Raw genomic sequence first — 12,905 nt, 5'->3', positions numbered from 1 at the left:
ATACAGGAAGCTGCACGTTTCTTCGCTTTCAGTTTACTATTCCCGGTCCACGGGAGTAAAATGATCTTCCACCACGGCATTAATTGCGGGAAGACCGGAAAATAGATCCCATATTAATCCGGTACGTCCGTTTTCCAGCATCACGATAACGGTTGCGGCGTCAACTGCGTCATATTCATCGGCTACTGCATTGGCTTTAATATCGATCCATTTTCGAAAGCCATATTCGGTGAACAGTGCTTTGCCATACATGTGGTAAAACCGGCTGACCGACTTGATGGCTTCCTGTGGCAGATAAGCATAACTTCCAATGGCTATGGCCGGGTTAATTACTGTTTGGCTGCTTGCGGAAAGCTCATTTCCACCTTGTTTAAATCCCCATATATCAAGTGAAAAACTTCCGTTATTCATTTCATTATCCCGCCGCCGATACGCCCGTATAAGATTAATATGGTTTGCGTAATAATCAGCAAATGTATCCCGCTTACCCCGAGGGTCAAATGCCAGAAAAGGCACGTATGCCTCCAGCAACGAGCGGTTAATGCTTCCCACTGCAATCGGTAATCCGTATGCCGTCGTATCGCTGCGGTACGGAAATTCATTGTATTTCGGAAGCAGGGCCGTACTGTCGCCCATCGCCGTTACCGAAAAAGCGTGGTTATTCGCCAATTCCAGACGGAAGGACGTATCAGCCAGCCTTCTGGCTATACCAAGCCCCTGTTCATAGGCTTCCGATGGAATTGCATGCCGCGGCGACGCTAACGCCAACACGTAACTGACCAGACTTTCATTAAAACCGCCCAGTGGTTCTGCATGTTTAAATCCCACAACCGGCGACCACTTGTCAAGTAATATGTTCTCCTGACCTGCAACAGTGAATTTATTCCACTCCACCCCTTCCCATAATGCATTAATCCGTTCAACCAGCGAATCTGTTTCGTTTGTGTCTTTGCTGAAGTACGCCTGGGCCACAAGTAATCCCTGCATCAGGGAAGCAGTGGCTGATAGGTCGGCCTCCGGAACGGAGTCGATCTCAAAGATTCCTCGATGTGTACGGCCATCAATAAATGCCGGGAATGCACCCTGATAGCGCTCTACCTCTTCCAGAAAATTCAGGATACGCAGTAGTCTGCTCCGGGTTGCTGCACGGGAGACAAAGCCACGTGAAGTACCAGCGACCTGCGCAAGAAGGCTCAGGCCTGTTTCTTTTACTGAGATGGCTGCATTGTCGACACCGAATTGAACGGCGTGCATCCCGCTGTTCACTTCTGTACGCTCCAAAAAATAATGGAGGTGCGCTGCCTCAACAAAATCCAGCAGCTCGTCATCGCCGGCTGTTTTTGTCTGTGCTTCAAGCACACTTGAAAACGGTGATTCCTGGTAATTATAGTCTACCCAGGTAATTTTGTAATAATATTTCTTGTTTGATTGCGGCACAAAGTCTGTACACTTCTGCACAAATATGGGCCGGATGGCGACGGGAGCAAAATTTTTATTGTCGTCCGATCGATAAATCTTTATGTATCGTATACTGGGCGTCAGCGGCAGTTGCCAGGTAAGATCGACATGCTGATCGTATGCTTTGGCAGAAGACAGGACCGCGGATGAGACCAGTTTGACCTGCGGGGGCCGTGCAGGAAGAAATTCAATTTGATCAATATATAATTGCTGGACATCCGCCGTTACATTTCCCTGAGAGAACCGGATACCCTGGATAGGTTCGTCCGCACGGAGATCTGATATTGAGGTAAGCGGCAGACTCACGCTGACCCATCCATTATGCTGGGTTTCCGATACGTAACGGGAAATATCAATGGTACTTAACGTGTCCGACTGGATAACGGCTAATCTGGGCAAGCTTTCCATTGCGCCTTCCGTGGCGGCAAATAAGCGGAAAGTGAGCCGGTCATTGCGTTCAGGCTGATAATATCGGGAAACATCGGAAAAGGAAACCGTAACCTGCCAGTTACCGTCACGGGCCGTAGTATATTTCAATGAAAGCGCATTCCCGGGTGTAAAGAAAACAGAATCCGATATTGGCAATTTACCGGCTACGTTTTCGACCCAGCTCGATCCTTCGTAATGAACCTGGCTATATACATAATTACCATCCAGCACGCTGTTTTCAAACAACACTTCCGGATAGGTATCGGCAACAGCCGGGCCAATCACCAATAAACACAATAAAGTATATAGTGTAACCGTTTTAATCATTAAGCAATAATTAGGATAAGATTGTACCATTAGCCTGCAAATTTATACAAAAACCAAGCCATCTTCCCAATCATCCTGAAAACACTTTGTTGATACAACTGTTTAAATAGGGTATCCACCAGTGATGCGGAACGGCTCCGAAATGGCGTTGTATTGGATCATGCACCTGAAATTTTAAAATACCGTACAATTCCCTAACTTAGCGCCCTTGATTTGCAACAGCAGTATATGATGGAAACAACATTTGACTTTGAAAAACCAATTGCCGATCTGCAGATGCAGATAGACAAGGTCCACCAAGTAGCGGAAAAGACGAAAGTTGACATGAGTGCCACGCTATCCGAACTGGAAAGCAAATTGGAAAAGACCAAGCACAATATCTACGAAAACATGACCGGCTGGCAGAAAGTACAGATGTCACGTCATGCGGACAGGCCCCAGACATTTGATTACATTAACCTCATATGCGAAGAGTTTATTGAGTTGCATGGCGACCGCAATGTCGGAGACGACAAAGCCATTGTCGGTGGCTTCGCTTCCATTAGCGGACAGCCCATCATGGTCATCGGTCATCAAAAGGGGAAAAACACCAAGGAACGGCAATTCCGCAATTTTGGAATGGCTAACCCAGAGGGCTATCGCAAGGCGCTCCGGTTAATGAAGCTGGCAGAGAAATTTAACAAACCGGTGCTGACATTGATTGATACAATGGGTGCATACCCGGGCATTGAAGCGGAAGAGCGTGGACAGGGGGAAGCAATCGCCCGTAACTTACTGGAAATGTCGATTTTAAAAGTGCCGGTAATCTGCATAATCATCGGCGAAGGTGCCTCTGGGGGTGCCCTGGGCATCGGGATTGGCGATAAAGTGTATATGCTTGAGCACACCTGGTATTCGGTAATATCGCCTGAATCCTGTTCCTCTATCCTATGGCGCAGCTGGGATTACAAGGAAAATGCGGCCGAAGCACTCAAGCTAACCTCGGCAGATATGCTGAAAAACGGACTTATTGACGGTGTTATTCCCGAACCACTCGGCGGTGCCCACCACGACCATAAAAAAGTTGCGGAATCGGTCAAACAGCAGGTACAGGCAGACCTGAAAATCCTGCAGCGGCACTCACCGGAAGAATTGGTGGCTTCACGCATTGCTAAATTCAGTCAAATGGGTGTTGTAGAGGAATCCCTTACCGGGTCGACAACACAGCCCGGTCCAGGTGAACGTACCCGCCATCCACATGAATAAGCTGGCCGGTCGTATGGCTTGATCGATCGGATAGCAAAAAGACCACCATATCGGCGATTTCAGCCGCAGTCGTCATCCGTTTTCCCAGCGGGATTCTATCCGTTATTTCCCGTAGCGTTTCCACAGGATCGGGTAGTGTCTGTATCCAAGTATCATATTGGGGAGTAGCACATTCCGCAACAATAACCGCATTAACTCGAATCTGATGGGGAAGCAACTCGACTGCCCATTCCCGGGTGAGTGCATTGCGGCCCCCGTTGGCTGCTGCATATCCAGACGTGTTCCCCTGTCCGGTTTCTGCCGTTTTAGATCCGATATTGACAATTGCCCCTCCGCTTTTTTTCAGTGCCGGTAACGCATAATGTGCCATCAGGTAGTAATGGACAAGTGATTTATGGAGGCTATCTATAAAATCCTGGTAACTGCCGCTAGCCAACCCGACTCCGTCATTAACCCCGGCATTGTTGACCAGGCCGTCAATCCGGCCAAAGGCTGAAAGTGTCTCGGTAACAGCCCGTTCACAAGCGTCGGGTTGAGTCAATTCAGCCGCTATACAAAACGCCTGTCCGCCGGCGGCAATTATCTCTTCTCGAACAGCTTCATTATCAGCAGGATTACGACCCACAATAACCGGAACGGCTCCTTCGGAAGCCAGTGAAAGTGCAATGCCCCGACCAATTCCCTTAGCCCCGCCGGTTACGATTACCACCTTGTCTTTTAGATGTAGATCCATGGTTATAGCTTATAAAAGTTTACCGCGTTGGTGTACCAGACTAACGCTCGTTCCGCCGGCGACAGCTGCGAAGCTGCATGCTCCATTAATGCCGTCACATCGCGATACGAGCCCGCCAGCAAGCATACCGGCCAGTCGGAGCCAAAAAGTATCCGATCGGCGCCAAACACTTCAATAATATGGTTAATATAATAATCAAAATCTGTTGTCTTCCAACTAGTTAAATCTGATTCCGTAATTAGGCCAGATAGTTTGCAGTACACCTGCCTGTGCTGTGCGATAGCTTCCATAGCACTGGCCCACTCCCGTCGTTCTCCCGACCTGACCAGTGGTTTTGCAAGGTGGTCGACTATAAATCGCTGCTGGGGAAAATGTGCAATAAATTCGTCGGTCATAGCCAATTGGTGGGGTTTCACCAGGATATCGTAAGTGTAATCGTACCTGCCCAATGCATCAATGCCGTTCAACCAATCCGGATGCAATAGAAAACGGGGGTCCGCTTCATCCTGCACGATGTGCCGAAAGCCTTTAAGTTTTGGATACTGGCTGAAGTAGGCCAGTCGTTCCCCGACGTCCGGTGCACGCAGATCGATCCAACCGACAACACCTCTGATCCAGTCGTGCCGTGCAGCAAGATCCAGCAAAAACAGGGTTTCCGATTCCGATTGGTCGGCTTGAACAGCTACACAGCCGGCTATACCCTGTGCTTCAAGCAGCGGCTTCAGATCGGCTGGTAAAAAATCACGCCGGATCACCGACATTTCATCGGTGATCCAGGTGTCTCGATCGGGCCGGTATTCCCAGAAATGCTGGTGGGCATCAATCCGTTGCATTGCAGCGTTAATAAATCATACCGTGAATCAACGGCCCGAATAGGCTGTTACAACCTGTTTGGCAGTCCCCAGTCCATCCGCACCCAGCTCCACGATATCGCCCGGTTTGAGGTAAATAGGTGGGTCGAAGCCCAGGCCTACTCCCGCCGGTGTACCCGTGGAAATCACGTCGCCCGGCAACAGGGTCATAAACTGGCTTACGTAACTAATGATATGCGGCACGTTAAAAATCAGGTTGCGCGTATTGCCATCCTGATACATCTTTCCGTTGACGCTCAACCAGAGACGTACATTATTGATGTCCTTAATTTCGTCCTTTGTTACTAAATATGGTCCCATCGGGGCAAATGTATCACAGCCTTTACCCTTGTCCCAGGTACCGCCCCGCTCCAGCTGGAACTCCCGCTCCGACACATCGTTATGCAACACATAACCTGCTACATGATCCATAGCTTCAGACTCGGATACATAACTTGCTTTTTTCCCGATTATTATTCCGAATTCAACTTCCCAATCGGTTTTAGTCGACCCCTTGGGGATGACCACATCATCATAAGGACCGGCCAGGGATGTCGTGGATTTCATGAAGATGATCGGTTCCGTTGGGATTTTAGCGCCCGTTTCTTCGGCATGATCGCGGTAATTAAGCCCGATACATAGGATTTTGGAAGGGCGTGCAATTGGACTGCCTAAACGGGTTTCCTGTGGAATGACAACGAGGTTACCCATATTGGCCTTTACAAATTCCTCCAGCCGTGCAAGGCCGTTATCTGCAAAAAAAGTTTCATCGTAATCGCCACCGAATGCCGACACGTCGTAATGTATACCATTCTCGTGTATCCCTATTTTTTCCTGGCCGGGGTTGCCATAACGGATTAATTTCATTGTATGATTATTTAATAAATATAGTTAAGCAATTATAATACAGCACGATCAGCTATTCAGCTTTACAAAACCTCCATCGATCGGATAGTCGTTACCGGTTATAAAGCCTGCCTCATCCGAACAGAGATACAGCGCCAATGCCGCAACCTCCTCAGGTTTGGCCATCCGGCCAATTGGCTGGCTTTTGGACAGCACGTCAAACATCTCTGCTTCCCTGCCCGGATAGTTTTTCGCGATAAATCCATCCACAAATGGAGTATGTACACGCGCCGGTGAGATGCTGTTGCACCGAATACCATGATGCAGGTAATCACGGGCAATGGATAATGTCATCGCCGCAATAGCACCCTTGCTGGTTGCATACGCAAACCGGTCGGTCAGCCCCACAAGTGCAGCAATCGAAGCCATATTGAGAATGACACCACCGCCCTCCCCCTTCATTTTTGGCACAACGGCGTGCAGTATATTGTAGGCGCCCTTGATATTAACCTGGCAAAGCCGGTCGAAGTCAGCTTCTGTCGTTTCTTCTACGTTGCCTACGTGGGCTATTCCCGCATTATTGACCAAGATATCTATCTGTTTGATAGCCTTGATCACTGCCAGGACTTCCTGTTGATTGCGTACATCACAGGCATGTATCGTTGCCGATCCGCCTGCAGCACGGATCTCCAGGGCTACAGTATCGGCGCTTTCGGGATTCAGTTCCATGATATGCACGCTGGCACCTTCCGCCGCAAAACGCATACAGATTGCCCGTCCTATGCCGCTTCCGCCACCGGTAACGACGGCTGTCTTTCCAGTTAATTTTCTATTTGACATGTTTTTATCAATTTTCGGCAACCTGTGTGCCTTGATTACCTTTCTTTTCCATGCATATTCTTAAGTTATAGCGATATCCCCCTTCGCCAGGGGATAAAATCATCCTGTCCCAGTTGAACGGCTTTAGGAGAAGCGGTACCGCTGGCTACATCAATAATGAAATCAAGTATGCGGTGTGCCGTCTGCTGAATGGTTTCGGTCCCTTCAATAATGGTTCCGCAATTGATGTCGATGATATCCGGCATCCGTTCAAACAACGCGGTATTGGTGGCCAGCTTAACAACCGGTGCGATCGGGTTTCCGGTTGGTGTACCCAATCCGGTAGTAAACAAAACCACATTGGCGCCCGCACCCACCTCTGCGGTGGTACTTTCCACGTCATTGCCCGGTGTACACAATAAATTCAGTCCCGGTTTATTAGCCGGTTCCGGATAATCCACTACTGCTGTAACCGGGGAAGTCCCCCCTTTTTTTGCCGCCCCTGCCGACTTAATAGCATCGGTAATTAGACCGTCGCGAATATTTCCGGGAGAAGGGTTAGCATAAAATCCGGAACCCTCCGCCTCTGCTTTTGCGTTATAGGTTTTCATCAATTCCATAAACCGGAGGGCTGTTGCTTCATCCACGCATCTGTCGCTCAGTTCCTGTTCCACTCCACAAAGTTCCGGAAACTCGGAAAGAATGACCGATCCGCCCAGCGTTACCAGCATGTCGGATACATAGCCCAATGCCGGATTAGCCGATATGCCCGAAAAACCATCCGATCCGCCACATTCCAGACCAATACACAACTTGCTGAGCGGGGCTGGCCGGCGTTCCTGCTGATTTGCCAGTACCAGGCCCGCAAATGTGTGTTTCAATGCCTCTTGGATCATATTAGCCTCCGTTCCCATGCGCTGCTGTTCAAAAACATAGAGCGGTTTATCGAAATTCGGGTCGCGCTTCGCAATCTCCTGCTGCAGGATAGCCGCCTGCGCATGCTGACAACCCAGGCTAAGTACCGTTGCACCAGCCACATTGGGATGGGTAATGTAGCCTGCCAGCAGTCCACATAGCGCATCAGCATCCATGCGCGTGCCGCCGCAACCCATTTCATGGTCCAGAAACTTGATTCCGTCGATATTTTCGAAAAGACGCGCACCTTGTTCCGATTCCCGGCCTGTGGCCACATCGGTTGCCAGCAATTCTTCCGCCGTGGCACCTTTTTCGTAAAGCGAAATCAGTCTTTCAACTTCCGGTTCATAGTCGCGCGTCCGTTTTTTGTAGCCCAGTTTTTTTTCCAGGGCATTCTTCATGACCTGCACGTTCCTGCTTTCGCAGAACACCAGCGGAATAACCAACCAATAATTGGCCGTGCCAACCGAACCGTTACTCCGGTGAAAGCCCATAAAAACACGTTCCGCAAAAGCAGATACGTCCGGCTTCCGCCAATCCAGTCGCCGTTCACCCAACCTAAATTCGCTGGATGCATGGTGGATGTTCTCCGTTGTTATGGTTTCGCCCGCAGGCAAATCGGTGTTGGTCCGCCCTACCAATACGCCATACATGTAAATTGGATCACCAGCCGATATGGGCCTGAATGTAAATTTATGCTTGGCCTTAACGCCCGACAGCAATCGAAAAGACTGTCCGTCATATGCAATGTCCATTCCGGGGGGAAGATCCTGCAGTGCCACCAGCACATTGTCGTGCGGATGGATCTGTAAAAGCTGTTGTTTATGTTGCATGCCGTTCATCTTCATCAAAGGCACTAAGTTCGAAAATTTTATCCATCAACACCCATTTTTCTCCCAACTTACTGCCCGGTATAGGTTGTTGGTACCTCCACATCAGTGCTTCCCATTCCTGTACCAGGGTATTTGCTGCGTCAGCCGCTGCCTTTTTTTCAAATGTAAAGTCATCAGTGGTTTCCATCAGCATGCACAGTCGGTTGGCAAACCGGTATATGGTCATGTGCCGGATGCCTGAATCGATAATTGACCGTTGAATCTCCGGCCATACGTTGCGGTGCCAGTTGTCGTACGCTTGGATCAATTTGTCGTCGTCACGCAGGTCAAGGGCAAGTATATAGCGTTTCATCGTTGTAATTCCTGTGTTTTAAGTTATTAAACCGTTTCACGCTGCACAGTTACTTCCACTTCGGATATCTGTCGCTGGCGAATATTCCGGAGGGCGAAAACCAATACGATGGCAAAACAGGCAGCAGGCAATAAATATGCCGCCTGGATCGAAAACCAATCGGAGATCAGGCCCATCAACAGCGGAAGTACCGCACCACCGACAATAGCCATGATCAAAATAGACGATCCCTGTTTGGTCTTGCTGCCCAGTCCGTGGATTGCCAGTGAAAATATAGTGGGAAACATAATTGACATCAAAAAAGTAACCCCCATTAAGGTATAGATGGCCAGCAACCCGCTAACACTTACGGAGACCAGTGTAAATAACACATTAAGTGTCGCAAACAGGGCCAGTAACTTTGCGGGCGCAAAATACCGCATTAAAAAAGATCCAGCGAATCGCCCGATCATGAAACCCAGCAAGGCGCCGGAAAGCAGTGTTGCTGCTGCCTTTTCTGTTATGCCGGCTACCGCTCCCGAAAACCGGATGAAAAAACTCACCACGCCCACCTGCGCCCCAACGTAGAAAAACAGGGCCACGACCCCAAAAATAAAATTGCCATTGGCAAACAACGATGATGCACCTATCTGTTCTGTCTTTGCTCCAACCGTTTCATTAATCTGTGGCAGGCGGGTCCAAATCACCTTCAGAGCTACTAAAAGCACAATAAATCCAATTAGCAAATATGGAATTTTCACTGCATCTGCCTCTGTCTGCAAATACGCCTGCAACTGCTGTTCGGTCAGCGCCGCTTCCGCCTCTGGCGATAGCGTTTTTCCGGAAAGAATAAACATACCTCCGAGAAAAGGAGCCAATGTAGCCGCCAGGCCATTAAATGACTGTGCAAAATTCAGTCGCTGCGTTGCTGTTTCCGGGGGACCGAGCACCGAGATATACGGATTCGCAGCGGTTTCAAGGAACGTAAGGCCGCTGGCGATGACAAACAGTGCAATGAGAAAAAAAAGGTATTCCCGGGTGCTGGCCGCGGGGTAAAACAATAACGCGCCTATGGCAAACAACAGCAGGCCAGTCACAATACCTGCCTTATATCCGAACCGTTTCATGCAATAACCTGCGGGCAATGCCATCGTGAAATAAGCAATGAAAAAAGCAGAATCAACAAAAGCCGACTGAAAATCAGAGAGCTGGCAGGCTTTTTTCAGGTGTGGTATTAGTATCGGGTTCAGGTTGTGGGCAAATCCCCATAAAAAAAATAATGAAGTGATTAATAGAACCGGAAAGGTAAATTGTCTTGATGCCATAATGGTTTATAAACGGTTGGTTAAGATAAACAAAACACCATAAAGCACCTAAATAATTTGACAAAATGAAACCCTTAACCCGGCCAATAAAGTGATCTTACTCCTGGTTAAAACAGATGTAACTTATTTATCATAGATAAATTTCTTCATGAATTTCATGAATTAAACAATATATTAGCTTATTGCTTTATCCGCTAATACATAAAGCACAGCGTTTACTAACTAAAATCTTATCATGAAAAAGTATTATTTTTTAATTGCATTGTCATTCTTTTTCCTCAACAATGCAAAATCGCAAAACCCCCAAGGTCAATATGATGTGTTAATCAAAGGCGGACATGTGATTGACGCCAAGAATAACATCGATGCTGTCATGGATGTGGCTATTGATGAAGGAAAAATAGCCGCTGTTTCAGCCAATATTGATCCGCAGTCTGCCGTACAGGTAGTAGATGCCAGGGGCCTGTACGTGACACCTGGATTGATTGACCTTCATGTTCATTTTTTCTGGGGCACGGATCTGGAGGGTCAATACCGCAATGGGCCGAATGGCCTGCAACCGGACGGGTATACTTTCCCTTCGGGAGTTACCACTGTAGTGGATGCTGGCAGTTCGGGTTGGAAAAGTTTTGAAACATTTAAAAAGCAGACCATTGACCGCGCCCAAACCCGGGTACTGGCTATGTTGAATATCGTAGGTGAAGGCATGGCTGGAGGAAAATTTGAGCAGGATAAAGGGCAAATGGACCCTCAGAAGACAGCTGAAATGGCTGAGAAATATGCTGATTATATTGTCGGAGTCAAATTGGCGCATTTCAATGGACACGACTGGAATCCTACTGATTGGGCAATCGAGGCGGGTAAAAAGGCGGGTATACCCATCATGGTCGATTTCGGAAGTGCAAAACCTTACCTGTCATTGGAAACACTTTTCATGGAGAAATTCCGGCCAGGTGATATTTACACGCATTGTTTCGGCGGCAGCAGCAGTACCAGCCCGGATGGTCGTGAATCCATTGTGGATGTAACCACCAATCAGTTAAAACCCTATGTACTTGAGGCACGAAAGAAAGGAGTCATTTTTGACGTAGGTTTTGGCGGGTCAAGCTTCCTTTTTGCCCAGGGACAGCCCGCGATCAAGAGCGGCTTCTACCCCAATACAATTAGCACGGACATTCACATTTCCAGCATGAACAATGCGATGAAAAACATGAATAACATTATGAGCCTATTCATGGCGATGGGAATGCCATTTAAAGACGTAATTGTCGCCAGCACCTGGCACCCGGCGCAGGCCATTCAACGTGAAGAGCTGGGCAACCTTTCTGTCGGTGCAGAAGCGGACGTTGCTGTTTTCCGGCTACGCGAGGGTGATTTTGGCTTTTGGGCACGTGATGGCCGTATTGCCGGCGACAAACGCCTGGAAACAGAGATGACTATCCGCGGTGGACGAATCGTATATAACCTGAATGGCCTGGTTGAACCGATCAACCTTCCGCGCGCACAGCGCTAAAACCATGCGGTCGATATAAATAACCATCACCCGATGCCAGGCATATTGCATGGACATCGGGTGTTGCGCTTCTTTAAGTATCCATTAAGACATAACCCTTTAGCAACTAAAACAAATAATGACACCTACTTATTTTAATCGAATCAGTATACTGTTGGTAGCCTGGCTGGCATTTGCAGGTTGCAACAGACAGCCTACGGCTACAGAAGATCTTCAGGCTATTATGGACAAGTACGAAGCAGTTGGCATGTCGGTAGCTGTGGTGAAAGACAATAAATTAATCTACAACGAGTCATTCGGTTTCAAGGATATTACCAGTAAGACACCGCTGCAAAATGATGATATTTTCAGGATTGCTTCAATTTCCAAGTCCTTTACCGCGACTTCCCTCATGCAGCTGGTCGAAGCGGGTAAACTCTCTCTCGACGCTGATGTCAGCGACCTCGTGGGTTTCCGTATCCGAAATCCAAAATTCCCGGACACGATCATTACCCTGCGCATGATTCTGTCGCATACATCGAGCATCAGCGATAAAAACGGCTACTTTACCCTCGATATTATCAATCCGGACAAAAACCCGGAGTGGGCGGGCAGCTACAACGATTATGCGCCCGGCATGGGCTATCAATATTGCAACCTGAACTTCAATCTCGCGGGCACCATTCTGGAGCGGATTTCAGGAGAAAGGTTTGATCAGTATGTCAAACATCATATACTGGACCCATTGGGATTGTATGGCGGATATGACGTGGATTCCCTGGATAACGGAAAATTTGTGACGCTCTATACCTACAACAGTGATTCATTACAGTTTGAGGCTTCCCCGGAAGCCTATGCTTCCAGAAGCGACAGTATGGCCAGCTACACCATGGGTTATAGCACCCCTATCTTCTCGCCTACCGGCGGCATGAAGATCTCTGCGGTTGACCTCGCCCGTTACATGATGATGCACATGAATTATGGTACTTCCGAAAACATAGCGATTATTTCGAAAGAAAGTGCACAAACCATGCAGACACCGCTTTCCGATGACGAGCACTATGGCCTGGCGTTATGGACAATGGACAGTCTGATTCCCGGCAAAACCATGGTTGGACATACCGGCAGTGCCTACGGTTTATACAGTGCCATGTTTTTCCATCCTGAAGAAAAGTTTGGTCTGGTTGTCATTACCAATGGTTGCAATGCTACATTTACGGATGATTTCAATGATTTCTTAAAAGAAAGCCTGAATAGCTTGTACACTCATTATATTACTACAGGTCCCGCCAAATAACTAT

General features: G+C 48.2%; 11 protein-coding genes. 3 read left to right on the top strand and 8 right to left on the bottom strand.

Annotated elements, in window-relative coordinates; translation table 11 throughout:
* Nucleotides 1-36: 36 nt before the first annotated feature.
* Nucleotides 37-2,214, bottom strand: a complete 2,178-nt coding sequence (locus NEV57_RS01715) for a glucoamylase family protein (RefSeq protein WP_257656553.1) — start codon at nt 2,212-2,214, stop codon at nt 37-39.
* A gap of 231 nt (nt 2,215-2,445) precedes the next feature.
* Here NEV57_RS01715 and NEV57_RS01710 point away from each other — a divergent pair, with 231 nt between their 5' ends.
* Nucleotides 2,446-3,459, top strand: coding sequence for an acetyl-CoA carboxylase carboxyltransferase subunit alpha (locus tag NEV57_RS01710; RefSeq protein ID WP_257657025.1), 1,014 nt, complete (start codon nt 2,446-2,448; stop codon nt 3,457-3,459).
* On the opposite strand, the gene NEV57_RS01705 is transcribed toward NEV57_RS01710, so the two are convergent.
* The 7 genes from NEV57_RS01705 to fucP form a co-directional block, all read right to left on the bottom strand.
* The gene (locus NEV57_RS01705; protein ID WP_257656552.1) at nt 3,401-4,192 is read right to left on the bottom strand and encodes an L-fucose dehydrogenase; all 792 of its coding nucleotides are present in this window, start codon (nt 4,190-4,192) and stop codon (nt 3,401-3,403) included. The genes NEV57_RS01710 and NEV57_RS01705 overlap by 59 nt on opposite strands.
* Nucleotides 4,193-4,194: 2 nt before the next feature.
* A complete protein-coding gene (locus NEV57_RS01700) occupies nt 4,195-5,025 on the bottom strand; it encodes an amidohydrolase family protein (protein ID WP_257656551.1) in 831 nt (276 codons plus the stop codon).
* A gap of 27 nt (nt 5,026-5,052) precedes the next feature.
* Nucleotides 5,053-5,910: a fumarylacetoacetate hydrolase family protein gene (locus tag NEV57_RS01695; protein WP_257656550.1), complete on the bottom strand. Its 858-nt coding sequence runs from the start codon at nt 5,908-5,910 to the stop codon at nt 5,053-5,055.
* A 48-nt stretch (nt 5,911-5,958) separates the two neighbouring features.
* Nucleotides 5,959-6,729, bottom strand: a complete 771-nt coding sequence (locus NEV57_RS01690; RefSeq protein WP_257656549.1) for an SDR family NAD(P)-dependent oxidoreductase — start codon at nt 6,727-6,729, stop codon at nt 5,959-5,961.
* A gap of 65 nt (nt 6,730-6,794) precedes the next feature.
* Nucleotides 6,795-8,456: a UxaA family hydrolase gene (locus NEV57_RS01685; RefSeq protein WP_257656548.1), complete on the bottom strand. Its 1,662-nt coding sequence runs from the start codon at nt 8,454-8,456 to the stop codon at nt 6,795-6,797.
* Entirely contained in the window at nt 8,446-8,808 is a 363-nt protein-coding gene (locus tag NEV57_RS01680; protein WP_257656547.1) for an L-rhamnose mutarotase, read from the bottom strand. The genes NEV57_RS01685 and NEV57_RS01680 overlap by 11 nt, the downstream gene beginning before the upstream one ends.
* 26 nt (nt 8,809-8,834) lie before the next feature.
* A complete protein-coding gene (fucP, locus tag NEV57_RS01675; protein ID WP_257656546.1) occupies nt 8,835-10,112 on the bottom strand; it encodes an L-fucose:H+ symporter permease in 1,278 nt (425 codons plus the stop codon).
* 235 nt (nt 10,113-10,347) lie between these two features.
* On the opposite strand from fucP, the gene NEV57_RS01670 reads away from it, so the two are divergent.
* Both NEV57_RS01670 and NEV57_RS01665 read left to right on the top strand, forming a co-directional pair.
* Nucleotides 10,348-11,625 (top strand): amidohydrolase/deacetylase family metallohydrolase, encoded by a 1,278-nt coding sequence (locus NEV57_RS01670; protein ID WP_257656545.1) that lies wholly within the window; start codon nt 10,348-10,350, stop codon nt 11,623-11,625.
* A gap of 118 nt (nt 11,626-11,743) precedes the next feature.
* A complete protein-coding gene (locus NEV57_RS01665) occupies nt 11,744-12,901 on the top strand; it encodes a serine hydrolase domain-containing protein (RefSeq protein WP_257656544.1) in 1,158 nt (385 codons plus the stop codon).
* Nucleotides 12,902-12,905: the final 4 nt, after the last annotated feature.

Source organism: Parapedobacter lycopersici (assembly GCF_024643285.1).
GTDB classification, from domain to species: Bacteria; Bacteroidota; Bacteroidia; order Sphingobacteriales; family Sphingobacteriaceae; genus Parapedobacter; species Parapedobacter lycopersici.
This window is presented reverse-complemented; position numbering and strand designations above follow the sequence as displayed.

Coding starts and splice junctions, on each gene's coding strand:
- NEV57_RS01665 (WP_257656544.1), top strand. CDS start 11,744: ATGACACCTACTTATTTTAATCGAATCAGTATACTGTTGGTAGCCTGG.
- NEV57_RS01670 (WP_257656545.1), top strand. CDS start 10,348: ATGAAAAAGTATTATTTTTTAATTGCATTGTCATTCTTTTTCCTCAAC.
- NEV57_RS01695 (WP_257656550.1), bottom strand. CDS start 5,910: ATGAAATTAATCCGTTATGGCAACCCCGGCCAGGAAAAAATAGGGATA.
- NEV57_RS01715 (WP_257656553.1), bottom strand. CDS start 2,214: ATGATTAAAACGGTTACACTATATACTTTATTGTGTTTATTGGTGATT.
- fucP (WP_257656546.1), bottom strand. CDS start 10,112: ATGGCATCAAGACAATTTACCTTTCCGGTTCTATTAATCACTTCATTA.
- NEV57_RS01680 (WP_257656547.1), bottom strand. CDS start 8,808: ATGAAACGCTATATACTTGCCCTTGACCTGCGTGACGACGACAAATTG.
- NEV57_RS01710 (WP_257657025.1), top strand. CDS start 2,446: ATGGAAACAACATTTGACTTTGAAAAACCAATTGCCGATCTGCAGATG.
- NEV57_RS01690 (WP_257656549.1), bottom strand. CDS start 6,729: ATGTCAAATAGAAAATTAACTGGAAAGACAGCCGTCGTTACCGGTGGC.
- NEV57_RS01700 (WP_257656551.1), bottom strand. CDS start 5,025: ATGCAACGGATTGATGCCCACCAGCATTTCTGGGAATACCGGCCCGAT.
- NEV57_RS01705 (WP_257656552.1), bottom strand. CDS start 4,192: ATGGATCTACATCTAAAAGACAAGGTGGTAATCGTAACCGGCGGGGCT.
- NEV57_RS01685 (WP_257656548.1), bottom strand. CDS start 8,456: ATGCAACATAAACAACAGCTTTTACAGATCCATCCGCACGACAATGTG.